General features: G+C 64.3%; 22 protein-coding genes. 15 read left to right on the top strand and 7 right to left on the bottom strand.

Annotated elements, in window-relative coordinates:
* The first annotated feature begins 83 nt into the window (after positions 1-83).
* The gene (locus CHB97_RS07165; protein ID WP_089287261.1) at positions 84-2,210 is read left to right on the top strand and encodes a sodium-translocating pyrophosphatase; all 2,127 of its coding nucleotides are present in this window, start codon (positions 84-86) and stop codon (positions 2,208-2,210) included.
* A 224-nt stretch (positions 2,211-2,434) separates the two neighbouring features.
* On the opposite strand, the gene CHB97_RS07160 is transcribed toward CHB97_RS07165, so the two are convergent.
* Positions 2,435-2,902, bottom strand: coding sequence for an outer membrane protein assembly factor BamE (locus tag CHB97_RS07160; protein ID WP_089287260.1), 468 nt, complete (start codon positions 2,900-2,902; stop codon positions 2,435-2,437).
* A 237-nt stretch (positions 2,903-3,139) separates the two neighbouring features.
* Between CHB97_RS07160 and CHB97_RS07155 the strand changes: the two genes are divergently transcribed.
* The 7 genes from CHB97_RS07155 to CHB97_RS07125 all read left to right on the top strand — a co-directional run bounded on the left by CHB97_RS07155 (position 3,140) and on the right by CHB97_RS07125 (position 7,661).
* Complete coding sequence (locus CHB97_RS07155; RefSeq protein ID WP_089287259.1) at positions 3,140-3,667, top strand: ubiquinol-cytochrome C chaperone family protein; 528 nt, start codon at positions 3,140-3,142, stop codon at positions 3,665-3,667.
* Between the two features lie 72 nt (positions 3,668-3,739).
* Positions 3,740-4,330, top strand: coding sequence for a DUF177 domain-containing protein (locus CHB97_RS07150; protein ID WP_089287258.1), 591 nt, complete (start codon positions 3,740-3,742; stop codon positions 4,328-4,330).
* Positions 4,331-4,430: 100 nt separating this feature from the next.
* A complete protein-coding gene (rpmF, locus tag CHB97_RS07145) occupies positions 4,431-4,619 on the top strand; it encodes a 50S ribosomal protein L32 (RefSeq protein WP_089287257.1) in 189 nt (62 codons plus the stop codon).
* Positions 4,620-4,664: 45 nt separating this feature from the next.
* Positions 4,665-5,747, top strand: a complete 1,083-nt coding sequence (plsX, locus tag CHB97_RS07140) for a phosphate acyltransferase PlsX (protein WP_089287256.1) — start codon at positions 4,665-4,667, stop codon at positions 5,745-5,747.
* Positions 5,747-6,721 (top strand): beta-ketoacyl-ACP synthase III, encoded by a 975-nt coding sequence (locus CHB97_RS07135; protein WP_089287255.1) that lies wholly within the window; start codon positions 5,747-5,749, stop codon positions 6,719-6,721. The genes plsX and CHB97_RS07135 overlap by 1 nt, the downstream gene beginning before the upstream one ends.
* A 105-nt stretch (positions 6,722-6,826) precedes the next feature.
* The gene (locus tag CHB97_RS07130) at positions 6,827-7,132 is read left to right on the top strand and encodes an integration host factor subunit alpha (protein ID WP_089287254.1); all 306 of its coding nucleotides are present in this window, start codon (positions 6,827-6,829) and stop codon (positions 7,130-7,132) included.
* A 7-nt stretch (positions 7,133-7,139) separates the two neighbouring features.
* On the top strand, positions 7,140-7,661 hold the full coding sequence (locus CHB97_RS07125) for a MerR family transcriptional regulator (protein WP_089287253.1): 522 nt from the start codon (positions 7,140-7,142) through the stop codon (positions 7,659-7,661).
* Between the two features lie 17 nt (positions 7,662-7,678).
* Here CHB97_RS07125 and CHB97_RS07120 read toward each other — a convergent pair whose 3' ends face one another.
* Together CHB97_RS07120 and CHB97_RS07115 are read right to left on the bottom strand one after the other, a co-directional pair.
* Positions 7,679-8,197 carry a transglycosylase SLT domain-containing protein gene (locus CHB97_RS07120; protein WP_160105639.1) on the bottom strand — a complete coding sequence of 173 codons (519 nt, stop codon included), beginning with the start codon at positions 8,195-8,197 and terminating at the stop codon, positions 7,679-7,681.
* 102 nt (positions 8,198-8,299) lie between these two features.
* Entirely contained in the window at positions 8,300-9,061 is a 762-nt protein-coding gene (locus CHB97_RS07115; protein ID WP_256387118.1) for a LuxR family transcriptional regulator, read from the bottom strand.
* A gap of 120 nt (positions 9,062-9,181) precedes the next feature.
* Here CHB97_RS07115 and CHB97_RS07110 point away from each other — a divergent pair, with 120 nt between their 5' ends.
* From CHB97_RS07110 to CHB97_RS07095, 4 genes are all read left to right on the top strand, one after another.
* A complete protein-coding gene (locus tag CHB97_RS07110) occupies positions 9,182-9,781 on the top strand; it encodes an acyl-homoserine-lactone synthase (protein WP_160105635.1) in 600 nt (199 codons plus the stop codon).
* Between the two features lie 9 nt (positions 9,782-9,790).
* A complete protein-coding gene (locus CHB97_RS07105) occupies positions 9,791-11,107 on the top strand; it encodes a cytochrome P450 (RefSeq protein WP_089287249.1) in 1,317 nt (438 codons plus the stop codon).
* Entirely contained in the window at positions 11,107-11,445 is a 339-nt protein-coding gene (locus CHB97_RS07100; RefSeq protein WP_089287248.1) for a ribbon-helix-helix domain-containing protein, read from the top strand. Before CHB97_RS07105 ends, CHB97_RS07100 begins: the two co-directional genes overlap by 1 nt.
* Before the next feature lie 143 nt (positions 11,446-11,588).
* A complete protein-coding gene (locus CHB97_RS07095; protein WP_089287247.1) occupies positions 11,589-12,716 on the top strand; it encodes an FAD-binding oxidoreductase in 1,128 nt (375 codons plus the stop codon).
* A 211-nt stretch (positions 12,717-12,927) separates the two neighbouring features.
* Here CHB97_RS07095 and CHB97_RS07090 read toward each other — a convergent pair whose 3' ends face one another.
* Positions 12,928-16,491 carry a response regulator gene (locus tag CHB97_RS07090; protein WP_089287246.1) on the bottom strand — a complete coding sequence of 1,188 codons (3,564 nt, stop codon included), beginning with the start codon at positions 16,489-16,491 and terminating at the stop codon, positions 12,928-12,930.
* 298 nt (positions 16,492-16,789) lie between these two features.
* Between CHB97_RS07090 and CHB97_RS07085 the strand changes: the two genes are divergently transcribed.
* From CHB97_RS07085 to CHB97_RS07075, 3 genes are read left to right on the top strand one after another with little or no spacing between them, the layout of a single operon-like run.
* Positions 16,790-18,154, top strand: a complete 1,365-nt coding sequence (locus CHB97_RS07085) for an efflux RND transporter periplasmic adaptor subunit (RefSeq protein WP_089287245.1) — start codon at positions 16,790-16,792, stop codon at positions 18,152-18,154.
* A complete protein-coding gene (locus tag CHB97_RS07080) occupies positions 18,151-20,130 on the top strand; it encodes a MacB family efflux pump subunit (RefSeq protein ID WP_089287244.1) in 1,980 nt (659 codons plus the stop codon). Before CHB97_RS07085 ends, CHB97_RS07080 begins: the two co-directional genes overlap by 4 nt.
* Positions 20,131-20,155: 25 nt before the next feature.
* Positions 20,156-21,598: an efflux transporter outer membrane subunit gene (locus CHB97_RS07075; RefSeq protein WP_089287243.1), complete on the top strand. Its 1,443-nt coding sequence runs from the start codon at positions 20,156-20,158 to the stop codon at positions 21,596-21,598.
* On the opposite strand, the gene CHB97_RS07070 is transcribed toward CHB97_RS07075, so the two are convergent.
* The 3 genes from CHB97_RS07070 to CHB97_RS07060 all read right to left on the bottom strand — a co-directional run bounded on the left by CHB97_RS07070 (position 21,579) and on the right by CHB97_RS07060 (position 26,140).
* Complete coding sequence (locus CHB97_RS07070; RefSeq protein ID WP_089287242.1) at positions 21,579-23,225, bottom strand: YjbH domain-containing protein; 1,647 nt, start codon at positions 23,223-23,225, stop codon at positions 21,579-21,581. The two genes, CHB97_RS07075 and CHB97_RS07070, sit on opposite strands and share 20 nt — an antisense overlap.
* Before the next feature lie 147 nt (positions 23,226-23,372).
* Positions 23,373-24,764: a glutamine synthetase family protein gene (locus tag CHB97_RS07065; RefSeq protein ID WP_089287241.1), complete on the bottom strand. Its 1,392-nt coding sequence runs from the start codon at positions 24,762-24,764 to the stop codon at positions 23,373-23,375.
* Positions 24,761-26,140 carry an aspartate aminotransferase family protein gene (locus CHB97_RS07060; RefSeq protein WP_089287240.1) on the bottom strand — a complete coding sequence of 460 codons (1,380 nt, stop codon included), beginning with the start codon at positions 26,138-26,140 and terminating at the stop codon, positions 24,761-24,763. The genes CHB97_RS07065 and CHB97_RS07060 overlap by 4 nt, the downstream gene beginning before the upstream one ends.
* Positions 26,141-26,261 lie beyond the last annotated feature (121 nt).

The following is a 26,261-nucleotide window of genomic DNA, read 5'->3' as shown; positions in this document are numbered from 1 at the left end:
CATGCTGACCCTTGCCAGAGTGCCGCCGGCCGTCCGGCCCGTTCGCTCAAGAAGCGGCACCATCCATAGGGTAAGGAAACGACATGATCACGCACGTACTCTATTTCGTGCTGGCCTGCGGCGTGCTTGCCATTCTGTACGGATTGGCGACGGCGCGTTCGGTTCTGGCGGCCAGCCCCGGCAATGCCCGGATGCAGGAAATTGCGCAGGCAATCCAGATCGGGGCCGGCGCCTATCTCAACCGGCAATATACGACCATCGCTTTGGTGGGCGTGGTGATTGCCATTCTGGTGGGTGTGCTGCTGGGTGTGCATGTCGCCATCGGCTTTGTGCTGGGGGCGGTGCTGTCGGCGGCGGCTGGCTATATCGGCATGAATATTTCCGTCCGTGCCAATGTGCGCACGGCAGAGGCCGCGCGCCACGGGCTGGCGCAGGGGTTGTCGTTGGCCTTTCGCGCCGGCGCGGTGACCGGGATGCTGGTGGCCGGCCTCGCCCTGCTGGGGGTGGCCGGCTATTTTCTGGTGCTGACCAGCATGGGCTATACCGGCCGACCGCTGGTGGATGCGCTGGTGGCCCTTGGCTTCGGTGCCTCCCTGATCTCCATCTTCGCCCGGCTGGGCGGCGGCATCTTCACCAAGGGCGCCGATGTCGGCGCCGATCTGGTGGGCAAGGTGGAAGCCGGCATTCCGGAGGATGATCCGCGCAATCCCGCCGTCATTGCCGATAATGTGGGCGATAATGTCGGCGATTGCGCCGGCATGGCGGCCGACCTGTTTGAAACCTATGCCGTCACCGTGGTGGCAACCATGGTGCTGGCCGGCATCTTCTTTGCCGGCCAGGGGGCCTATCTGGACGCGATGCTGATCTATCCGCTGGCCATCGGCGGGGCCTGTATCATCACCTCCATCATCGGCACCTTCTTCGTTCGGCTGGGCAGTTCCGGCAACATCATGGGGGCGCTTTACAAGGGTCTCATCGCCTGCGGGGTGCTGTCGCTGGGGGCGATTGCCGCTGTGACGGCGTGGGTGCTGCCCGAAGGGTTCGCCACCATACTGGCCACCGGGGCCGGTGTTCGTTTCACCGGGACAGACCTTTATTATTGCGCTGTCATCGGGCAATTGGTGACGGCGCTGATTGTCTGGATCACCGAATATTACACCGGTACCGGCTATCGCCCGGTGAGGTCGGTGGCGCAGAGCAGCACCACCGGCCATGGCACCAATGTCATCCAGGGCTTGGCCATTTCCATGGAATCCACAGCTCTGCCAGCGCTGGTGATCTGTGCCGCCATCATTGGCTGTTATCTGCTGGCGGGCCTGTTCGGCATCGCCATTGCGGTCACCAGCATGTTGGCGGTGGCGGGTATGGTGGTGGCGCTGGATGCCTATGGCCCCGTCACCGATAATGGCGGCGGCATCGCCGAGATGGCCGACCTGCCCAAGGAGGTGCGCGTCACCACCGATGCGCTGGATGCCGTGGGCAATACAACCAAGGCCGTGACCAAGGGCTATGCCATCGGTTCGGCCGGACTGGGCGCGCTGGTGCTGTTCGCGGCCTATCATGAGGATCTGAAATATTTCATGGCCGATCCTGCGACCTATCCCTATTTCGCGGGGGTGGCGATCGATTTCAGCCTTTCCAACCCCTATGTCGTGGTCGGGCTGATTCTGGGTGGGCTGCTGCCCTATCTGTTCGGGGCCATGGGCATGACGGCGGTGGGCCGTGCCGCCGGCTCGGTGGTGGAGGAGGTGCGCCGTCAGTTCCGGGAGAATCCGGGCATCATGGCCGGCACCTCAAAACCCGATTATGGCCGCGCCGTTGACATGCTGACCCGTTCCGCCATCCGGGAAATGATCGTGCCTTCCCTGTTGCCGGTGCTGGCCCCCTTGGTGCTTTACGCCCTGGTGGCGGCGATTGCCGGCAAGGGGGCGGCTTTTTCCGCCGTGGGCGCCATGTTGCTGGGCGTTATCGTCACCGGCCTGTTCGTCGCCATCTCCATGACCTCGGGCGGCGGGGCCTGGGACAATGCCAAGAAATATATCGAGGAAGGCCACCATGGCGGCAAAGGTTCGGACGCGCATAAGGCGGCAGTGACCGGCGATACGGTGGGCGATCCCTATAAGGACACGGCCGGCCCGGCCGTGAACCCGATGATCAAGATCACCAATATCGTGGCCCTGTTGTTGCTGGCCATTCTGGCCCATCAATAGGAACTGCGGCCAAAAACAAAACAGGCGGCCCGTGATGGCCGCCTGTTTTCGTTTCAGACCGCGCGCCGCGCGAACTTATACCAGTGGCATGAAATCTTGACCGTTGGTCAATCTTTCCTGCCCCTCAGTTGCCGGCGCCAGCATCCGCTGGCTTGGCTACGCCGCACGAGCGGCGCGGCGGCGGTCGCCGCCGTACCAACGGTCATGAATTATGACCGTTGGTATTACTTCTTCTTCTTGCCGTCATCCTTCTTCTTGCGCGACGGCTTGGACAGGTTGCTCAGCATCTGTTCGAAGAAGCCCATATCATGGCCTTCGGTCGGGGTGACGCGGGCAACCGGCGCCACATAGGCGGCCTCGCTGCCATCAATCTCCTTGATCTCCTGCACCGTGCCCTGATCATTAAAGCGGATGCGCACGATGCGCTGGGCCGTCACTTCCGGATCGAAGAAGGCCTCCTGCGCGGTGTGGCGGCCGATATAATACCAGGTGGCGCCATCCACCGTGCCGGTGGATGTGGGCGAGCCCAGCACATATTGCACCTGATCGCGGGTGGTGGTGCCCTGCTGGATCTGGGCCAGGCGGCTATCTTCGACAAGATTGCCCCTGACCGCAGTGATCGGGCTGCACCCTGCCAGGGCCAGGCCGGCGAAGCCGGCGGTCAACAGCAGCGAAGCGTGGGTCTTGCGCATGAACGGAGCATCTCTTGTCAAAATCATCACCAGGAACCGGTGCACCGGCTGCCTATGCACGAACCAGACAGCACGACACAAGCGGTCGTACAATCGGCCATGCTTGACGCCGGGGGCACCGCCCCCTATCTGGCCGGTGACATTGGCACCGGCTTTGGCGCAATGTCAATCACTGCCCCTGCCATATTATGGCGGCGGCCATTCCGTTGCCCTCAACCGCCGCTTTGGAAGCTTTCCATGTTGAACCGCCTGTTCAGGAAAAAGATCTCGGAACGCACCGTGGCAGAACTCTATGGCGCGATTGTGGAGCAGGCGCGCCAGCCGGTATTTTTTCGCGATCTGGGCGTGCCAGACACGCTGGAGGGGCGGTTTGAGACGATTTCCCTTCATGCTTGGCTGGTGATGCGCCGGCTGGCCATGGGCGGCCCCGCGGTGGCTGATTTTAATCAGGCCCTGTTTGATTTCATGTTCGCCGATCTGGATTTCAATCTGCGCGAACTGGGGGCCAGCGACATGAAGGTGGGCGAGCGGGTGAAGGAACTGGCCAGTCATTATTATGGGCGTGTTCAGGCCTATGATACCGGATTGGCCGGTACCGATGGTGCCACGCTGGAAGCCGCACTCGATCGCAATCTTTATGGCTCCACCCTGCCAGAGCCGGAGCATGTGGCCGCCATGGCGGCCTATGCCCGCCGCCAGCTCGCCCATCTGGAAGCCTTCCCTGTCGAGCGGCTGCTGGCCGGGGACATCACCTTTATATCCTGAGCGGTCGGTTACCGTCCGCTATCCGCCCGCTTTCGCGGGCCGCATCCTTGTCGTTTCAGTGGAGTTGCCATCATGAACAGCCCATCCCAGGCCCCCGAACTGTCCCGCATCGTCATCGCCGACAAGGTGACCACGGCCGGTGGGCACGAGGTGGTGACGGCGACCGAGGCGGAATGCGCCGCACTGGCGCAGCGATTCGATCTGATCTCCCTATCCGGTCTCACGGCCAGAATGCGCCTGCGCCGGGTGCGGGGGGAGTTCATCAAGGTCACCGGTGAGTTGACGGCCGATGTGGTGCAGCGCTGTGTGGTGACCCTGGAACCGGTGCCTGCCCATGTGCAGGAGGATTTCTCCGCCCTGTTCGCCCCCGATCATCTGATCCCCAAGGAGGAGGATGAGGCGGAGAGCGATCATTTTCAATATCTGGGCGGGGATGAGGATTTCCCCGAGCCGATGCCGGGCGGGCGGATCGATATTGGCGAACTGGTGGCCCAGAATCTTTCGCTGTCGCTGGAACCTTATCCGCGCGTGCCAGGGGTGGAATTTACCCCGATTCTGGAGGATTATGATCCGACAACCCAGGATAATGGGGGTGATCTGCCGCCCGAGCCACCCCGTCAGAACCCTTTTGCGGCCCTGTCCCGCTTAAAGAAGTCGTCATAATCGGGTTTCTCGCTTGCCCTGACACACCATATCCAGTATTCAAGCGCCTCTGTCCAAGGCGGCCCCTTGTTGGCCGCCTAAAACATTGTGAGTTACGATCATGGCCGTTCCGAAGAAAAAGACCTCCAAGTCCAAGCGTAACATGCGCCGTTCGCATGACGGGCTGACCGCTTCCGCGTACAATGAATGCAGCAACTGCGGCGAGCTGAAGCGCCCGCACCATGTCTGCGGCTCCTGCGGCCAGTATGACGGCCGTGAAGTGACGCAGACCGCTGCTGCCGCCGCGTAATCATTGCCGTTCCGGCTTCTCGCGGTATAGGGACCACGTACGCTCGTGACTGCGCGCTTGCGGATCGCCTTGGACGCCATGGGTGGCGACCATGCACCTGACATGGTCGTCGCCGGCGCCGACTTGGCGCGTGAGCGCTGTTCGAATGTCGAGTTCCTGTTTGTCGGCGATGAAGCGCGTATCAACGCGCTTCTCGACCGCCATCCGGCACTGAAATCCATTTCCACCGTCCGGCATACGCCTGATTTTGTGGCCATGGATGCCAAACCCTCTGTTGCTTTGCGTGCTGGACGCAATTCCAGTATGCGGCTGGCCATCGATGCGGTGGCGGCGGGGGAGGCGGCTTGCGTTGTCTCCGCCGGGAATACCGGCGCGTTGATGGCGATTGCCAAATTCGTGCTGAAAACGCTGCCCGGTATCGACCGTCCGGCCATCGCCTCCATCTTCCCGACCTTGCGGGGGGAGAGCGTGATGCTGGATATGGGGGCCAATCTGGAATGCGACGCGGATAATCTTGTCCAGTTCGCTGTGATGGGCACCGTATTCAGCCGGACCGTGCTGGGATTGCTGGAACCTTCCATCGGCCTGCTGAATGTCGGGTCGGAGGAGCAGAAGGGCCACGAGTCGATCCGTGAGGCTGCTGCGGCCCTGCGTGACACGCCACTGGCCCGGAACTTCCACGGTTTTGTGGAAGGCAACGATATTGCTGCCGGTACTGTCGATGTCATCGTTACCGACGGTTTCACCGGCAATGTCGCGCTTAAGGCGGCGGAAGGCACGGCCAAGCTTTACAGCGAGTTCCTGAAGCGCACCTTTGCTTCTTCTCTGCTGGCCAAGCTGGGCTATCTGCTGGCCCGTGGCGCCTTTGGCAAGCTGCGCCTGCGCATGGACCCGCGCCGTTATAATGGCGCGATGTTCCTGGGGCTGCGTGGCATCTGTGTGAAAAGCCATGGCGGCACCGATGCCATCGGCTTCAGCAACGCCATCGCCGTGGCGGCCGACATGGCCAATCACGGTTTCAACGATAAGATCCGTGACCAATTGGCGGTATTGCAGGCGGCCCTGGCCGCCAGTGCCGCCGCCAAGGCCGAGGCGGATGGTCAGGGTAGCGAGGCGGCGGTTCAATAATGGCGATCCGATCGATCATCCTGGGCTGCGGCTCCTATCTGCCCGCGCGCGTCATGACCAATGACGATCTCACCAAGATCGTCGATACGTCGGATGAATGGATCAGCGAACGTACCGGCATCAAATCCCGCCATATTGCTGCTGATGGTGAGACCACCAGCGATCTGGCTTATCACGCTGCCATCGCCGCCCTGGATCATGCCGGCGTGACGGTGGATGAGCTGGATTTGATCGTGCTGGCCACGGCCACGCCCGATAATACCTTTCCCGCCACCGCCACCAAGGTGCAGGCGCGCCTGGGCATGAAGCGCGGTGCTGCCTTTGATGTGCAGGCGGTCTGTTCCGGCTTCATCTATGCCCTGTCGGTGGCGGATAATTTCATCAAGGCCGGGCAGGCGCGCACGGTGCTGGTGATCGGGGCGGAAACCTTCTCCCGCATCCTTGACTGGACCGACCGCACCACCTGTGTGCTGTTCGGGGACGGTGCCGGGGCGGTGGTGCTGCGGGCACAGGAAGGGCAGGGCACGGCGGCCGACCAGGGTATCCTCTCCACCCATCTGCATTCCGATGGCTGCCACCACGATCTGCTTTATGTCGATGGTGGCCCTTCCAGCACGCAGACCGTGGGCCATCTGCGGATGCGCGGGCAGGAAGTATTCAAGCACGCCGTGGTCAATCTGGCCGATGTGGTGCGCGAAGCCCTGGCCGCCAATGACATGCAGCCGTCGGATATCGACTGGCTGGTGCCGCATCAGGCTAACCGGCGCATTATTGAAGGGACTGGCCGTAAGTTGAAGCTGGACCCGGCACGCGTTGTGGTGACGGTCGATCACCATGGCAATACCTCTGCCGCCTCCATTCCGCTGGCGTTGGTGGAGGCGGTGCATGATGGCCGCATCAAGCGGGGTGATGTGCTGTTGCTGGAGGCGATGGGCGGCGGCTTCACCTGGGGCGGCGCCCTGGTTCGCTACTGATTTCCGCCTTTTGGCGATGCATCAAGAACCGCGCCCAACTATCTGGAATTGACGCGCTTTCATCATGCAAGTACCGTCTAGGCTTTACTGCCTGGGGGAAACGTCATGAGCAATACCGTTACCCGTGCCCAGTTGAGCGAGGCCGTCTATCAGCATGTCGGCCTGTCGCGCAATGAATCCGCCGATCTGGTGGAAAGCGTGCTGGATGAGATTGTGGACGCGTTGGCCGGCGGCGACATGGTCAAAATCTCCTCTTTCGGCAGTTTTGCCGTGCGGTCCAAGGGCCAGCGCGTCGGCCGCAACCCCAAGACCGGGGAAGAGGTGCCGATTCTGCCGCGCCGGGTGCTGGTCTTCCGCGCCTCCCATGTGCTGAAGTCACGCATCAACGACCGTTTCGCCGGCCAGGGCTGAACGCGCGATGCGGGATGCGGCGACGACTGATACCGATGCGGAAGAGGCACGGACCAAGCCTGTGGCAAAATCCGCCACAGCTTTCCGTACTATCAGCGAGGTATCGGCCGACCTTGAAGTGCCACAGCATGTTCTGCGCTTCTGGGAAACCAAGTTCCCGCAGATCAAACCGCTGAAACGCGGTGGCGGCCGGCGCTATTATCGCCCGGACGATGTGGAACTGTTGCGCCGTATCCAGGCCCTGCTGTACCGCGAGGGCTATACGATCCGGGGTGTCCAGCGCCTGCTGAAGGAAACCCGCGGCAGCGGTGGTCTGCCACCGGTCGGGCAAGCGCCCGCCGCCAGCCTGTTCAATCTGGATGAGGGGGAGGTGGCAGGCGGGGCGGACCAGACAGCCGACGATTCCCCTGCTTTGCCAGAATTGGGCGAGGGGGAGGCCGTCGAATCGGACCCGCTTTCCCCCCGCATCCGGGAGCGGTTGTCTGACATCCTGATCGATATGCTGGCGGCCCGCCGGTTGCTGGACTGAAGAGCGCTCTCCGTGGATCAGGCTTGGCGCAGCTGGGCACGCAGGGCCAGAACCCGCCGACCATATTCCCGCGCACGCGGTTCATCCATCCAGGTGTGATAGCGACCGACCGCCAGTTCCAGGTCACGCGGCAGGCTGTCAATGGCCTCCCGCAGGATGCCGGCCCCTATCCGCATATTGATATCCGGGTTCAGCAGGTGGCTGACATCCGGCACCCTGTGTCCGTGCCAGCGCACATTCACCTGCATCCAACCCAGATCGGCATCAGCTAGCTCTGCTGCCGGCATGGTCATGACCAGCTGCATGGCGCTGGACTGGTCTGGCGGATAATAGGATTCCTTGGCAGTTCGCACCGCATAAGGCCAGGGGCCGTTACTGCCCTTCCGGTTCAGCCGGCTTTCCACAAAGCTGACAGCATAAAGCAGATAAGGGTCCAGCCGGGCAAGCTGGCCGGTTACGGCAAAGGGGGTGTTCCGCAGGTCCAGCGCCTTGGCAGGCGCTGCCAGCCCGGCTGCCATGATGGCAGCCCCCGCCATGAAACCGCGTCTTGAAATGCCCAATTCTCTCTGCGCCCCTTCATGCATGGAAGGGCCATATCATGGGGTGGCTTGCGTTGCCAAGAGCGCTGGCGCGGCAGGTCACGGCGCAATCAGGCGGGATTGCACGGCCACAGCGATGGCGTGGAACTTGTTATGCACGCCCAGTTTCCGCATGGCATTGTCAAAATGATATTCCACCGTGCGCTCGGTGATGTTGAGGATATCCGCCGTCTCTGACCGGGTCTTGCCACGGCAGGCCCAGACGAGGATTTCCCGCTCCCGGTCGGTCAGTGTGGGTGGCGCTTCGGCCGGTGTCTGCGGCAGGCCCCGAAAATGCAGCAGCCTTTCATGATAGGTGGCGGCCGCCAGTTTCAGCCAGAAGGGGACAGCGTGATCCATCTCCTCCGGTGCTTCGGTCCAATAAAGGCTGAGCAGGGCGGAGGCCGGATGGCCGCGATGATCCACGGCATGCAGGGGCATGGCAAAGCCCTGCGTATATCCGTGGTCCTTGGCCAGCCCCATCACCTGCCAGGCCCGCCCCTTCGGGCCGGCCCGCCGGCGTATACGCGGGTCAAATTCCAGACAGTCGGCCCATGTGAAGGCGACATTGCTGCTGGCCGCCCGTGTCACCACCGGATCATAGCCCAGCAGCCCCATGGATACATATGTCTCCACAAAGTCACTGCGGACAGATGTCTGGTAAAAGGGCAATGCTTCGTCATGCAATGGCAGCTGGCGTACGTCCACATAGGAGAAGCACTTAAACCCAAGGCCATGGACGATTTGTGTCATGCATAGCCACAACGCATCCTGATCAGGGGCGTCGGAAAGTCGATTTAAGATTTCTTCCGCTACGTGCATCGCTGTCCTCACAATACAACGCGCTGTCACTCTATCGTTTAAATACCTGGGTAAATGCCCAGCTATCATAACCCATGTCTCAAATGGCGTACTCCTCAAAACAACGTAGCGGAGTATGTCATGCAGGAATTGAAGATCTTCCGCTTCCGTGCCGGTGAAGCGCCGGAATACATGGCCCAGGCCTGGCGGTTACGCCATCAGGTGTTCCGTGAAACGCTGGGCTGGTCGGTCAGGTCCCTCAATCAGCTGGAAATCGATCATTTTGACAAGATGGCGCTGCATTGCGTCGCTGTCGAGCAGGATGTTGTGGTCGGTTACTGGCGTTCGCTGCGCACGACGGAACCCTATCTGCTGGAACAATATTTCCCCGATCTGCTGGAAGGGCGGCCGCTGCCCAAGCGGCCGGATATATGGGAGATCAGCCGTTTCGCGGTGGCCCCCAGCCATCCGCGCCGGCGCGATGTCGGCAAATCTCTGGCGCTGGAAATTGGCCGTTTCGGCTTTGACCAGGGGGCCAGCCGACTGATTGCCGTGGTGGAACCGCCCTTTGGCCGTTTCATCCGCGCCTGTGGCCTGCCCGTGACCCAGGATGTCACGCCGGTGGTGGTGGGCACGGGCAGCCAGGGCGATGTGGTCGCCACCATCATCACCCTGGATATGCAGATCTATGCTCAACGGCTGGGGGCTGCTGCCGGTCAGGCCCAGATTGCTGCTGCGTGAGGTGTTCCCATGCTCGCCAAGATCAAGGAAGCGCTGATGGGCGATCTTCCGGCCTTCGCCGCCGATCCGATCGGTTTTGTTGAAACCCGCACCCTGGGCCAGCCCGCCCCGGTGCCGGTACAGTTGGGGCCGAAAAAGGCGATACTGGTGGCCACACCTTCTGCCTTCCGGCATGTGCTGGTGGATGGCCGCGACCGCTATGGCAAAGGGTCGGAACAGGCGCGTCTGCGCCCGTTGCTGGGGGATGGCTTGATCACGGCCAGCGGTGACCGCTGGAAGGCGGCGCGCGATGCGGTGAAGTCCAGCTTCGGCGGGGCCTCGCTTCAGCAGGGCATCGGCATGGCCATGGGCGTGCTCTGCCAGGAAGCCGCCATGCTGGCCGCCCGCGAGGGGGCGTTGCTGGACCTGCACGCCCTGATGGGTGAATTGACCATGAAGATGGTGGTCGCCGCCCTGTTTCACGCCCGCATGGATGCACAGCAAAGTGCGGCGGTCTATGGCGCTGGCGTGGTGGCCCATGAGCGGCTGACGGAAACCATGTGGCGGGCCATCGACCTGGACATGTTGCTGCCGACACGCAAGAATCGGCGGTTCAAGGGCGCCATCCGCACGCTGGAAAGCCATGTTGCCGGCTTCCTGTCCAATCCCTGCGGTCCGCTGGCGGCGCTGGCCCCCTTGCAGCAACAGTTTGGCCCGGCGGTCTTGCGGGACGAGGCCATGACCATGCTGGTCGCCGGCTTTGAGACGACGGCCATGGCCGCCGCCTGGCTGGTCTATATTCTGGCAACGCGCCCCGATCTGGTGGATTGGCTGCGGCCGGAAGCCGAAGGTGCCAGCAATGGCGGCTGGGGTCTTGATCCCGCCCGCCTGCGCGACCTACCGCGTTGCAAGGCCATGGTGCAGGAGGTGCTGCGCCTTTACCCTTCCACCTGGTGGGTGGCGCGCCAAGCGCTGGCCGACGATGTCATTGATGGTACGCCGGTGCCGAAGGGGGCGACCATTCTGCTGTCGCCTTGGGCCCTACATCGCCAGCCGGCGCAGTGGGTTGATCCGTCGGTCTTCAATCCGCAGCGCTTCATCGACACTGCGCCGGACAAGTTCGCCTTTGTCCCGTTCGGGATGGGGCCGCGCACCTGCGTCGGCGCTCAACTGGCCATGGCGGAACTGACCGCCCTGGCAGTGATGATGGTTTCCGCCTTCGACCTGATCCCGGAATCCGGACAGGTGGAGCGGCTGCGTCCCGTCGGGGGCGTCACCCTGGGGCCGCCCGCGCGCGGCCTGAAAATAAGAATATCAACCCGCAAGGCAGCAAGGATCGCCGCGTAATGCCATACCTGACGAAGATCGCCCCTGACCAGGATAATGACCCCGTGGTCAGCCACCTGATGCGCCGCGCCTTGGATGAGGTCAAAGAGATTGACCACACAGTGACCCGTAACCTGATTGTCTGTGGCCACCGCACCTCCATCCGGATTGATTCCATGACCTGGAAAGCCTTGGGCAATATTGCCCGTGGTGAGGGGATGACCATCAATGAGGTTGCGAGCCACATCGCGGCCAAGCGACAGGGCGATATTTCCCTGACAGCGGCCATTCGCATGTTCGTCGTCGGCTACCTCAACTGGCGGTCGCCCGCCCGCCCGCGCAGCATCCCCGCCGCTTGACAGAGTGAGGGCACAGGGGGCGCCAAAATTTCCCGCAGCGTCCCCTGTCGTCCACCCATGCCGGTTTCCTTAATCTCTGATAAGCTGTCGTTGATCGGCTGGTTCCGCCGGAACCAGAGCCGGCGAATGGCCGCGAGGTGGGCATGGAACGGATCGATATCCTGATTGTCGGTGGTGGCATTGCCGGCGCGGCGCTGGCCTATGCCCTGTCGGTCGACCATCGGGTGGCCCTGCTGGAGCGGGAGACTCATTGCGGCTATCACGCCACCGGCCGCTCGGTCGCGGTATATTCGGAAACCTATGGTAGCCGGGCCATCCGGGCCCTGACTGTGGCATCCGGGCCGTTCCTGCGCCATCCGCCGGACGGGTTCAGCCCCGGCCCGATTTTGCACCCGCGTGGCGCCCTGCATATCGCCCGCGGCGATCAGCTGGAGAAGCTGACCGCCGCCCTGATCGAGATGCAGCCCCTGGCCCCGGCCATCAACCCGTTGACCGCGCCTGAATGTTTGACCCTGGTGCCATTCCTGCGCCCCGATCAGGTGGGGGCGGGCATTCTGGAATCGGGGGCCTGCGATATTGATGTCGATCTGCTGCATCAGGCCTATCTGCGGGCGGCCCGTGCCCAGGGGGCGATCATCCGGACCGAAATGCCGGTGATCGGCATTCGTCCCGATGGGGATGGTTGGCGGGTTGATACACCGGCTGGTTCCTGGCAGACCTGGACCCTGGTCAATGCCGCCGGGGCCTGGGCTGATCAGGTGGCCCAGTTGGCGGGGGTGGCCCCTGTTGGTCTGGAACCACGCCGCCGCACGGTGACCCTGGTGGAACCACCGGCCGGGCTGGACATTGCCCGGCTGCCCTTTGTTGTCGATATCGACGAAAGCTTCTATTTCAAGCCCTCAGCCGGCATGTTGGCGGTGTCGCCAGCGGATGAAACCCTGGTGGAACCAGCCGATGTACAGCCGGAGGAGCTGGATATCGCCTCGGCCATGGATCGGCTGCAAACAGCCTGCAACATCCAGGTGACCCGAAAGGGGCGCAGCTGGGCGGGGCTGCGCAGCTTCGTCGCTGATCGCAATCCGGTCATCGGGTTCGAACCACGGATACCCGGCTTCTTCTGGCTGGCGGCCTTGGGGGGCTATGGCATACAGACTGCCCCGGCCGTGGCCGGGCTGGCGGCCAGCCTGATCCGGGACCAAGGTGTACCGGATCGCCTGACGAGCCTGCATTTCGATCTGGCGACGGTCAGCCCCGACCGTTTGCGACGGTGATTGTCCGACCTGTTTGTCACAGGCGCCAAGGCACGGCACCTCCGCAGGAGGGCCGTGCCGGCCGTCGCTCTCTCCTTCACGCTACCGGTGGGTAACGTCGCCCCGAAGGCAAGGTGAACAGACACTCAGATTTACATCCACTGCTTAAGAGTGGGTAAACAAAGCGAAGCGGCCCCATTAATGTCACAGACACCCCCGTCCCATCCTGGGGTCAGGAGGCCGCAGGGGCGTGCAGTTCGGCCAGGAAAGCTTCCAGCGCCAGCCAGCCAGCCGGGGCGTGGCGGATGAAGCGGCTGACAAGCTCCCCCGCATCGCCATAGCGTTCCTCAATGATCGCCATTTCGATCCGCTGCGCCAGCACGCGCAACCGGGGTGTGCCCAGGTTGCCGGCCAGCGAGATCATGGAATGGGCTTCGCGGCGGAGGTCCGGCCAGTTGCTGTCCGCCTGATGTTTCTGCATCCGTTCGACGCGCTGCCGCCCGGTTTTGATGAAAGTCCAGACCAGATCGCTGAATTCCTCCACCGTGGCGAAGGAGAGCAACCCTTCCAGCACGCTGCGGTCCAGCACCGGTTCGCCTGAAACATCATCTTCCTGTGTATTCGTCTCCACCATTTCAGGCGTAATCTCCAATATTCTTGTTGTATCGGACGCACCCGACCAGCGGGCGGCGGTTTCCAGCAGGGTGACGGGCACATAGGGCTTGGACACGTAATCATCCATCCCGGCTTCCAGATAGGTTTCCCGCATCCCCACCATGGCATTTGCTGTCATGGCAATGATTGGGGTGCGGGGGCGGCCCGCCTGCTGTTCCTGGGTACGGATCAGGCGGGTCGCCTCTATCCCGTCCATTCCCGGCATCTGCACATCCATCAGGATCAGATCATAGCGGTTGGCCGCTGCCGCAGCGGTGGCCTCCATCCCGTCGCCCACCAGGGTGACGCCATAGCCCTCGCGCATGAGGATCAGGCGGGCCACGTCGCGGTTGATCTGGTTATCATCCACCACCAGAACCTGCCTTCCGACGCCGCGAGCCAGCGGCTGGCCGATCTCAGGCGTCTCCGGGACCGCCGGCACCGGTTCCCCGAACAGCCGGCCCAATGTCTCCAGCAGTGCCTGCGGCCGCACCGGCTTCACCAGCACCGCATCGAAGACTTCCGCCGCCGGATCGCCCGGTTCCAACCCGCCGGCCGAGGTGACCAGCACCAGCTTGACCTGGGCAAAGCTGGGATGGTGACGCAGCCAGGCGCCCAAACTGTCGCCGGCCATGCCGGGCATGGAATGGTCGATCAGGATGACATCCGGCGGTCGTTTTTCCCGCGCGGCACGATCCAGTTCGGTCAGCGCGCCTTGCCCCCCATTGACCAGCACATGCCGTATGCCAAGCCGGTCCAGATGGCCGCCCATGATGCGGCGGTTGGTTTCCAGATCATCCACCACCAGCGCCGTCAGCCGGCGCAGCCGTTCCGGCAGTTCCAGCCGGTTGGGCAGGCGGGCGCTGGCGGCTGGCAGATTGATATCGAACCAGAAGCGGCTGCCGGCGCCGGGCGTGCTGTCCACCTTGATTTCCGATCCCATCAACCGGGCCAGCTGCTGGCTGATGGTCAGCCCCAGACCGGTGCCGCCGAAACGGCGGCTGATGGAATTATCCGCCTGATTGAATTTCTGGAACAGACGGTCGATCTGTTCCGGCGCCATGCCGATGCCGGTATCCTTCACCGTGAAGCGCAGGTTCCGGCCCTCGCTGCCATCGGTTGATGGCAGCAGCTGCACCTTGATGGTGACGCGCCCATCCTCGGTGAATTTCACCGCGTTGCCGGCCAGGTTCAGCAAAATCTGGCGCAACCTTGTGGGGTCACCGCGATAGGCACCGGTGGCTGCCGTGTCCAGATTGGCGGTCAGGGCGATCGCCTTCTGCTGGGCCCGCGGCGCCAGGATGGCCAGCACGCCATCCACCACCTCTTCCAGGGAGAAGTCGATCTGCTCCAGCTCCAGCTTGCCCGCTTCCAGCTTGGAGACATCCAGAATATCGTTGATGACATATAGCAGCGCGTCGGCGCTTTCCCGGATCGTGTCGGCAAAGCCGCGCTGTTCGGGGTCCAGGGTGGTATCCAGCAACAGAGCCGTCATGCCGATGATGCCATTCATCGGCGTGCGGACCTCGTGGCTCATATTGGCCAGAAACTCGGATTTCGCCTGATTGGCGCGTTCAGCCTCCCGCCGGGCCTGTTCAGCCGCCTCCCGCGCAGCTTCGGCGGCCAGACGCGAGCGGTCCAGGTCATCGGCCAGCCGGCGCAGATTTTCTGCCTGATCGCCCAGACGGTCACGCGCGGTGCGCAGCTCCTGCTCCTGTGCCACCCGCTCGCCGACATCGCGGGTCGCGGATACAATGCGTTGGCCGGCCTGCCGGTCGGCCGCCAGGGCGAAAGCGGTTTCCACCCAGATGAAATGTCCGTCACCATGGCGCAGCCGATAGGTGACGGGCGGGCAGGGCATACCGGCGGTCAGCACGGACAGGGCCCGTTCCAGACGTTCGGCATCCTCCTCATGCACCAGATCCAGCGGGCTGCCGCCGGTCAGCTGTTCCGGTTTGTGACCCAGCATCCAATCGGCTGAGGGGGAGACATAGAGATAGGCACCGTCCAGGGCGTGGAGGGCCACCACATCGCTACCCTGTTCAGAAAGAAGCCGGTATTGCGCATCCCGGGTTGCCAGTTCCTGGGCCTGATGCTGCAATCCTTCCGCCATTTCATTGATCGCAGCCCCCAGCACGCCGATTTCCCCCGGCCCTGCCGGTGCGCGCAGGCCCAGTTCCCCCCGGCCCAATCGTTCCACCACGCTGGAAAGCCGGGTCAGCGGCGTCAGCACCGTGCGGGACAGGCCGACATAGAGGATGGCGACGGCCAGGATGGCGACGATGCCGGTAAAGGCCAGGTGCCGGCTGAATTCCAGTTCAGCGCGGGCCACCGCCTGATCCTTGGGGAAGGAGACAATGATCTTCACCCCGGTATCGCCCAGCGAGGCAAAGCCCATCAGCCGTTCCACCCGGTCCACCCCGGTGCCCTGCAGGGTGCCGCTCTCCCGCTGCAGGGCCATCTGCACGAAGGGAAGGTCGCGCAGCGACACGCCTTCCATCCCCGGTATATGCGGCTTGCGGATCAGCGCATTGCCTTGGGCATCAACGGCCAGCAGGTTCATTTCGGTGGCGGTATCGGCGGTCAGCCGGTCGGCCGACTGTTCCAGCCAGGCCAGCAGCAGGCCCGCCAGGACCACGCCGCCCGGCTTGCCATCCTTCCCCATGATCGGGTGGGCATAGACCAGGATGGAGCGACCATCGCTCAGCGCGCGCAAGTAACCGCTGGTGACCGGCTGACCGGTCATCATAGCCTGCCGGAAATAATCCCGGCTGGCAACGCTTTGCACGGCACCGGCTGCTGCGGTGCTGCACAACACTTTGCCTTCGGCGTCGGTCACCAGCAGGTTCGACAGCCAGGGCTGGGTTTCCTTCAATGGTGAAAGTCTGGCCAGACATTCCGCCTCCCCCGGCGGTTGCCGGGCCACCACAGTGACCACGCGCTGTACATTCATCAGCAATTCGCCATGCTGGTTGGCAATGGCCTGGGCAATATCCAGCGCGCGGGTCTGGGCCTGGACAATAGCGTCATTACGCCGTGCACTGTTTTCCAGCACCAGCACAATGGCCATGGCGGCGATAACTGTCGCCACCAGAAATATCAGCCGCCCGCGCAGCGTCAGGAATGCGGAATAAAGCGCCATGGCCAATCCGGAATACAGGCGAAAGCCGCCGCCACGGCGGGCAATCCGCCGTAAAGCTCATCCCCTATTCTATAACGGAAATGATGCCGGTGCAGCAGCCTGGGATTTTCGTTCATTGGGATAGCGGGATTATCGGGTCGGGCGGAGGAAAGCAGCTTTGACCGGCGGGACCGCTTCCCGACGCAGGGAGAAATAAACCTGTCATGAAACTTCCCGATCTTTCTGTGCAGGGCTTTCCCGGATGCGGCGTATAAGGGCGGACCGCCTTGATTTTCCACGAACTGACTGAAGATCGCTGATGCAGCCCTCCAGCCCTGTCGTTGCTACCGGTTCCCCTAAACCCGCGACACCGCGTCGCGGTAAAGGCAAGTCCCGCCGGCTGTTGCCCGTCGGCCTTGCGGCACTGGTGCTGCTGGGGGGCGGGGCCTGGTGGTGGTTCGGCGTCCGCTCCACCGGACCCGACAATGCCCATCTGCTGACCGCTGCGGTGGAGCGGGGCGATATTGAGGATACGGTGTCGGCGGTGGGCAACCTGCAGCCGCGCGACTATGTGGATGTCGGCACCCAGGTTTCCGGGCAGTTGCGCAAGCTGCATGTGGAAATCGGCCAGACAGTGGAGCAGGGCACCCTGCTGGCGGAAATCGACCCCACCGTCTATCAGACCAGGGTGGAGGCCGATAAGGCGCAGCTGGAAAATTACAGCGCCCAGCTGGCTCAGCGGGAGGCGGAACTGGCCTTGGCCCGCCAGCAATATCAGCGCCAGAAGAACCTGCTGAAGGACAATGCCACCAGCCAGGATGCCTATCAGAGTGCTGAGACCAGCCTGCGCGCGGCCGAGGCATCGGTACGGGTGATGAATGCCCAGATCCGTCAGACGACATCCACCCTACGGGGGGACGAGGCGAACCTGGGCTATACCAAGATTTACGCGCCGATGACCGGCACCGTGGTGTCGCAGAATGCCAAGCAGGGCCAGACCCTGAATGCCAACCAGTCGGCCCCCATCGTGCTGCGCATCGCCGATCTGTCGGCGATGACGGTGACGACGGAGGTGTCGGAGGCCGATGTCTCCCGCCTGAAGGTGGGGATGCCGGCCTATTTCACCACGCTGGGCCGGCCAGATCGCCGCTGGCAGGGCACATTGCGGCAGGTGGAGCCGACGCCGACGGTGGAAAATAACGTCGTTCTCTACAACGCCCTGTTCGATGTCGGGAACGAGGGGGGCGAGTTGATGACCCAGATGACGGCCCAGGTCTTCTTCATCGTTGCCTCGGCCAAGGATGTGGTGCGCGTGCCGGTGGCAGCGCTGCAGGCGCCGCAGCGCCCCGCCGGCCCCCGCCAACCCGGCCAGCGCCCGCCCGGTGCCGAAACGGCCGGCGGGCCCAGCGCGCGGCCCGGTCCGCCGGCTGCCGGTGGCGAACGCCCGGCGGGCGGCGCACGCGGCAAATTGCGGATGGTCACTGTGCTGAAACCGGATGGCACGACGGAGGAGCGCCGCGTCACCATCGGCGTCAGCGACCGCATCCATGTGGAAATCACCGATGGCCTGAAGGAGGGTGAGCAGGTGGTGATCGGCCGCGCCCCCAGCGCCGGCCAGATGCAGGCCCAGCGGCAGCAGAACCAGCAGAATGCACAGCGGATGCGCCCGCCGGGGGTGCTATGAGCGCGCCGCAGCCGCCGCAGCCGGTGACCCCGCTGATTGAGCTGCGGGAGATCACCAAGACCTATGCCACCGGGGAACTGGCGGTACAGGTGCTGAAAGGCATCTCGCTGAAGATTTACCCTGGCGAGTTTATCGCCATCATGGGGGCGTCAGGGTCGGGCAAATCTACCCTGATGAATATCCTGGGCTGCCTGGACCGGCCGACGACGGGCGAATATCTGTTTGACGGGCGGGATGTTTCCACCTTTGACCGCGACATGCTGGCGCTGTTGCGACGGGAGGCGTTTGGCTTCGTCTTTCAAAGCTATAACCTGATCCCGATGATCTCGGCGGCGGAGAATGTTGCCGTTCCCGCCATCTATGCTGGCATGTCGCTGGACGCGCGGCGGGAGCGGGCGGAACATCTGCTGACGTCGCTGGGCCTGGGCGAACGGCTGGATCACCGGCCCAGCCAATTGTCCGGCGGTCAGCAGCAACGTGTTTCCATCGCCCGCGCCCTGGTCAATGGCGGTCAGGTCATTCTGGCGGATGAGCCGACCGGTGCGCTGGACAGCCGCAGCGGGGAAGAGGTGATGCGCCTGCTGGGCCAGTTGGCCGACCAGGGGCACACCATCATCCTGATCACCCATGACCGCGATGTGGCTCAGAATGCACGGCGGTTAGTGGAGATCAAGGACGGCCAGATCATCGCTGACCATCCGGTGGAACATCCGGGTGTGGCCCCGGCCCCGCCGGTTCCGGCCCATACCCTGCACGTTCCGGAACCGGGCCAGGACAGCAGCTGGACGATGCGGGAACTGGTGGAAGCGTTCCGCATGGCCATGGGCGCGCTGACGGCCAATCTTTATCGCACCATCCTGACCCTGCTGGGCATTGTCATCGGGGTTGCCTCTGTGGTGGCGATGCTGGCGGTGGGCAATGGGTCCAAACAGGCGGTGATGGACCAGATCAGCGCCATGGGCACCAACCTACTGTTGGTGCGCCCCGGCGCGCCCGGCCAGCGCAATGCCAATGGCGTGGCAACCCTGATGCCCAGCGATGCCGATGCCATTGCCACCCTGCGTAATGTGGTGGCGGCGGTGCCGGAATATACCGGCGGCGTGACCGCACGCGCCGGCACCCAGGATTACCAGACCCAGGTGAATGCCACGACATCCAACATGGTGACGGCCAAGAACTGGCCGGTGGCTGAAGGCGTATTCTTTAGCCCGGAGGATGAGGTCCGGTATGCTCCGGTGGCCGTTATCGGCCAGACGGTCGCCAACAATGTCTTTCCCGGCACCAACCCCATCGGCAAATACATGCTGTTGAAGAATGTGCCGTTCCAGGTCATCGGGGTGATGTCGGCCAAGGGGGCGACGGCCTTTGGCCAGGATCAGGATGATGTCGTCTTCGTGCCACTGACCACGGGTCAGTTGCGCCTGTTCGGCCAGCGTAACCTGCGCACCATCACCGTACTGGTGGAGGATCTGGAGCAGATCGACGCCACCCAGGCGGAGGTGACAGCCCTGCTGACCGCCCGCCATTCGATGGAGGATTTCCAGATCCGCAACACCGCCTCCATCATTGAAACGCAGATGGCGATGCGGGACACGATGACGGTGCTCTTGGGCTCCATCGCTGCCATCTCCCTGCTGGTGGGCGGGATCGGCGTGATGAATATCATGCTGGTGAATGTGACGGAGCGGACGCGGGAAATCGGCATACGCATGGCCACCGGTGCCCGCGCCCGGCATGTGATGCAGCAATTCATGCTGGAGGCGCTGCTGGTATCAGCGCTGGGCGGGGTGATCGGCGTGGTGCTGGGCCTGTCGGTGGCGGGGGGCCTAAGTCTTGTCGGCACCCCCATCCAATTGTCGCTGATGCCGGTGCTGCTGGCCTTTGGCTGTGCCTTTGCCACCGGCCTGATCTTCGGCTTCACCCCGGCGCGCCGCGCCGCCCATCTTGATCCCGTCGTCGCGCTTGCGTCGGACTGACCCTAAGAACCCGGATTTGCCCCGCATGATCACCCGACGCCCGCTTCGGTCCCTGACCATCGCCCTTCTTGCCAGCGCGGCCCTGCTGGGCGGCTGTTCCAGCCATCCGGAAGATATGGCATTGGTGCGGCCGGTGACGCCACAGGCCGCATGGTCGGCAGGCAATGACAGTGCCGCCGCCTGGCCCAGCGCCGACTGGTGGCAGGGTTTCAACGCACCGGAACTGCTGGCCCTGCTGGCCGAAGCCAGACAGGCCAATACCGATCTGGCCCGCGCCGCTCTGCGGCTGCGTCAGGCGCAGTTGCGGGAGGTGCAGGCCGGTGCCGCCCTGCTGCCCTCTCTGGGGGCGTCGGCCAATGTCAGCCGGCAGCAGAGCGGTGGCTGGGGCGACAGCACCGCTGCTTCCCAGGGGCGCACCAGCACCGGGCTGGGCCTGTCGGCTTCTTACGAGCTGGATTTCTGGGGCCGGAACCGGGCGGCTGCCACGGCGGCACAGGTGAATACGGAAATCAGCCGGCTGGACCAGGAAACCGTCGCCCTGACGGTAACGGCGGATGTCGCCAATACCTATTTCCAGGTGCTGGCCTTGCGGGACCGCGCCCGCAATGCGGAGGAAAATCTGGCCCTGGCGCAACGGGTGCTGGCGGTGGTGGAATCCCGTTTCCGCAACGGAGCCGCCACGGCCCTGGATTTGGCACAGCAGCAGGCGTCGCTGGTGTCCCAGCGGGCGGCCATTCCGTCGCTGCGGCAGCAGGAACTGGATGCCACCTTGAATCTGGCCGTGCTGCTGGGCCGCCAGCCGCAGGATATGGCTGTGGCCACCGGGGGGCTTGGCGGGCTGGGCCTGCCATCCACCGGCGTCGGCGTGCCGGCGGACCTGCTGGAGCGCCGGCCCGACCTGAAGGGCGCCGCCCTGGCATTGGTCAGCGCCGGGGCGGATATCGTGGCGGCGCGGGCCGCTCTGTACCCGTCGGCCAATATCAGCCTGTCGGGCAACCTGTCCGGCAGCGGCCTGGACAGTCTGGTCAATGCGCCGACGGCGGCGGCCAATCTGGGCCTGTCGCTGGCGCAGTCAATCTTCGATGGCGGCAGCCGCCGTGCCGCCGTGCAGATTGCCGAGGCGCAGAAGCTGCAACTGATCGAGACCTACCGCGCCAATATCCTAACCGCCTTTTCGGATGTAGAGACGGCGCGCGGTGCTGCCCGCAATGCCGAAACCCAGCGCAAACTCCAGGAGGAATCGGTTCGGCTGGCACGCGAAGTCTTCCGGCTGGCGGAAACCCGCTATCGGGAGGGGCAGGTTGATCTGCTGACATTGCTGGATGCCCAGCGCTCCCTGCTGTCGGCCCAGGACAGCCTGACCCAGACCCGGCTGGCGGAATTGCAGGCAGCGGTGGCGCTGTATCGCGCGCTGGGCGGCGGCTGGGGGCCGGCATCGGGGGGTGTTGTTACTCAACCGGCCGGGTGAAGGCGCGATCCCAGTCCCGCAGCAGACGGCCATAGCCGGCGGCGTGGCGCAGATCGCCCAGCGTGAAGGCCCGGTCCAGCCGTTCGCGGCGGGACCGGGCCAGCGGGTGGATTTTCCCCTTCGTGTTGATCTCAACCCGGTTCCACAGATTGCCCAGCGGCAGGGTCACGGAAAGGCCCAGCGTGCTGCCGCCATCACGATCCACCGTCAGTTCGGTTGCCAGCAGCGCCCCGGTGCCGAACCGGCGGGACAGGCTGGCTGTACCGCCCCAGTCACCGGCCAGATAGCGGCCGACCGCCAGTTCCAGCCTTGTGTCGGCCTCCGCCTCTTCCCAGCCCAGGGTCAGGTGACCGCTGGTCTTGTCTGATCCGCGCAATAAGGCGATGCCACCGGGTAGCCTTTGCCACAGATGATGCGCGGTGAGGCCGACCGACCAGCGGTCCAGCGGGCGCTGCCAGCGCAGCTCCCCACCCGCCCCGCTATACATTTCCTCCAGATGGCCGGCCTCCAGCATCACGTCCAGCGCTGGGGACAGGGCGGCGACGATATTCCCTTGTGCGCGTTCCAGTGTCAGCGGTTCCGCCATATAGGCGGCCAGCCCGCCACGGCCGCGCGTATCCTCCGCCAGTGCCGGGCGATAGGCGGGTTCCGGCATGGTGAACCGGCCGCCGCCATGCAGGATCAGCCCGGCCAGCGGCACCAGGGTCAGCGCCGCGCCTGCGCTGCTGCGCTGGGCCCAGTTTGTGCCATCCGGCCCTGGCCCGGCCTCCACCATGGCATCCAGCCCGATTTCCCAATGCTGGGCGAGAAGGGAGGGATAGGGGGCGCGGCTGAACCGGGCGCTGCGGCGTATTTCCGCCCCGCTGCCATCCCAGCGGCGGGCGCGTTCCAGCGATCCGGGTGTCATCTGCATTGCGATGCCGGGCAGGCCCAGCCGGTGGGTGGCGATGCTGGTGGGGGGATTGTCAACCAGGGCAGCGGCGGCAACGGTGTCGGCGGCCGGCATGGTGGCGGTGATTTCGGTGATGGTTTGCCCATCCGGTCGGCGTGCGGGCAGCGGCCAGGGTTGGTCCCGCTCCGTGAGGTCCAGACGCAAGGCCAGCCCCAGCAGCAGACCCCGCCGCCGCTGCCAGCCACCGGATAATTCCAAGCCCTGCAGCGGTCGCAGGCTGGCGGTCAGGCGCGGTTGCCAGGCGGCCCCGCCCGTGCCACCGCTGGCCGTCAGCCACATTGTTTTGATCAGGGGCAGGCGGACGCGAACACGCAGGTTGACCAGCCCGATCGGGGCGCCGGGGTGATTGGCGAGACCACCGCGCCAGCCAAGGCCGGTGGAAAGCTGCACCCCCGCCACTTCCACCCCCAGCATGGCGTTGTCCAGCCTTTCAGCGCTTTCGCCCAGACCGCGCATTCCCAGGGTCAGGGCGGGATGATAGCGGCCCTGCGGCCAGAGCCGCAGATCGAGATCACCCACCGCATCGGCGGTTTCCGCTGGCTGGCGCAGGGTGACGGCCAGCGGTGTGACCGGTTGCAGGCCGATCCGGGCTTCCCCACCGCCCCGCCACAGCATCTCATCCAGCCAAGCGGAACCGGCGGCCGGCAGGAAGGCGGAGGGGTGAACCCCCGGCAAGGGCCCCTCCGCCGCCTGTGCCCCGGCTGCTAGCAGAATGGATAGCAATGGCAGCAGCAGGCGGCGCAAGATGGGGAACGCAGTTGCGAAAGCGAAGCCGGATTATGTGTGTATCAGTCGGATTACACAACTATTCACGATCAGCTTTTACACCTGATGCAGATAAAGCTGGTAATCCAGCTCCGTCACCGCCGCCATCACCCGCCCCAGCTCCGCCCGTTTGATGGAGCAGAAGGAACGGTGCAGTGCCGGCCCCAGCGCTGCTTTCAAAAAGGCTGACTGCTCGGCCTGGATAATGGCGCTGTGCCAGTCACGCGGCATGGTGCTGTCGAACGGCCCTTGGCGGCTATATCCTTCGCGCTCTGCCGGCGGGCCTGGATCAATCTGCTGCTCGATGCCGTGGCGGATGCCGGCCAGCACCGTGGCCGCCACTAGATAGGGATTGGCATCCACCCCGGCCGGGCGATGTTCCACCCGCCGCGCCGCCACGTCGCCCGCCGGCACCCGCAGCGCCACCGACCGGTCGTTGCAGCCCCAACTGGGTGAAACCGGGGCATAGAGATTGGCGACATAGCGCCGCCAGCTATTGGCATGGGGGGCGAAGACCAGCATCCCGTCGCCCATGGTGGCTGCCAGCCCGCCAATGGCATGGCGCAGCAAGGGGCAGGGGGGCGGTTGCCCGACTGGCTCCGCAAACAGGTTGTTGCCGGCCCCATCGGCGAGCGACACATGCAGATGCATCCCTGAACCCGCCATGCCCTGGAACGGCTTGGCCATGAAGCAGGCCACCATGCCATGCCTGCGGGCCAACGCCCTTACCAGCCGTTTCAACATCACCAGATCGTCGGCGGCGCGCAGCAGATCGCGGCGGTAATGCAATGTCAGTTCATATTGCCCCGGCGCATATTCAGCGATCAGCGTTTCCAGCGGCAGGCCCTGGGCCTCTGCCGCCGCATAGACCTGGGCGAAGAAGGGCTGCATCCCATCCAGATCATCCAGCCCGTAAACCTGGGTCTGGCCGTGGCGGCGCCCATCCAGCGCCATGGCGGCGGGACGCGGGCGGCCATCGGCGCCGGGCTGGGCATCCAGCAGATAGAATTCCAGTTCAAACGCACCGGCCGGATATTGCCCCTCTGCGGCCATGCCGGCCACTTGTCGCGCCAGGGCGTGGCGCGGATCGGCGGCAAAGGGGGTGCCATCCAGCTCATGCAGACTCACCAGTACCTGGGCGCGTGGCGGGCTGGTGAAGGGCAGGGGCACCAGCGTGCCCGGCACCGGCCAGGCCCGCAGGTCGGCATCGCCCGTGGCCCAGACCAGCCCGGTTTCCTCCACATCCTCCCCGGTTACATCCAGCCCCAGGATGGAGGAGGGCAGATGCCGCCCCTGGCGATAGAGCCCCTCCAGCTCATGCCGACGGATAATCTTGCCCCGGCCGATGCCGTTGGGATCGACCAGCACGATGTCGATGGCCTCGATCTCCGGATGGTTGGCCAGGAAATGCCGTGCCTCATCCCAGGGGGCGGCGGTGGCGGGGATCATGCCCGTTCCCCTTTTGCGGTCAGAAGGCGGGTAACGTCGCTGAAGGCACTGATCAGCCGCGCCACTTGGCCCGCCTCCGTCACCGGGGAGAGCAGCATCATGTTATGGAAGGGCGCGATCAGACAGCCCCGGTTCAGCAGGGCCAGATGGATGGCCTGTTCCAGCGGGCCGGCATGGGCGGCGTCGGCCTCCGTGCCATTGCGCAAGGGGCCGGGGGCGCAGATGAACTCCACCCGCGCGCCGACCCGCACCACATGCCAGGGCAGGCGGGCGGCCTGGATGGCGGCCGTCAGCCCCTGCGCCAGTTGTTCGGCCAGCGACTCCATATGGGCGTATGCGTCGGGCGTCATCACCTGTTCCAGGCAGGCCCGCATGGCCGCCAGTGACAGGGCATTAGCAGAAAGCGTGGTGCCCATGCCGGAATGGCCGGGGGGCAGTGCCGCCCGCGCCCGGTCCAGATCGGCCGCCACCTGATCGGTAAAGCCCCAGACCGCCGCCGGTACCCCGCCGGCCACCGGCTTGCCCAGCACGAAAATATCAGGCTCCAGCCCGTACCGCCCGCAATAGCCGGCAGGCCCTGTGGAGATGGTGTGCGTCTCATCAATCAGCAGCAGGGTGCCGGTCTGCCGCGTCAGCCGGCGCAGAGCCGTATGGAAATCCGGGTCCGGCAGCACCATGCAGCAATTGGTCAGCACCGGTTCGGTGATGACACAGGCAACGTCACGCTCGGCCAGGGCGGCTTCCAGCGCCGGCAGATCGTTGAATTCCACCACCTTCGTCTGGGCGGTCAGGTCGGTTACCTGCCCCAGCAGGCCGGGCCGGTTGACGGGCTTTCCATCGACCAGCCGGACGAAGGTTTCATCGACAGTGCCGTGATAGCAGCCATTGAAGACCAGGATCTTCGGCCGCCCCGTGGCGGCACGGGCCACGCGCAGGACAAAGCGGTTTGCATCAGTGGCGCTGCCCGCGACCTGCCAGTGCGGCAGTCCGAATCGCTGTTGCAGCAGCCGGCCCACCGCCGCCGCATCTTCCGTCGGCAGCATATAGGTAAGGCCCCGGCTGGCCTGTCGGGTGATGGCCGCCGCCACGGCGGGCGGGGAATGGCCGAACATGGAACCGGTATCGCCCAGGCAGAAATCGGCCAGGATATGACCATCAATATCGGTCAGGCTGGCGCCGCTGGCGCTTTCCACCAGCAGCGGGAAGGGCATGGGCCAATCGCGCATCCAGTGCATCGGCACGCCCTGGTAGAAGCCTTCCAGCCCCTGGCCCGTCTTTGCCGCCGAACGCGGATGTGCATCAATGAAAACGGCGCGCTCGACCGCCATCAGGGCTTCGATGCGCGCCGTCTCAATCCCACCCAATTCCGCCGCCATTTGGCATTCTCTCCCGGACCGCTCCGCCCGGAAGTGTGGCTGGGTGGTTAGTGCGCCGTCAAGCGGTTGCCTGACAGCGAAAGAAAGTTACCAAGCTGTGATGAGTTCTACTCATCACAGC

Origin of the sequence: Azospirillum sp. RU38E, assembly GCF_900188385.1 — a bacterium.
GTDB lineage: Bacteria > Pseudomonadota > Alphaproteobacteria > Azospirillales > Azospirillaceae > Niveispirillum.
This window is presented reverse-complemented; position numbering and strand designations above follow the sequence as displayed.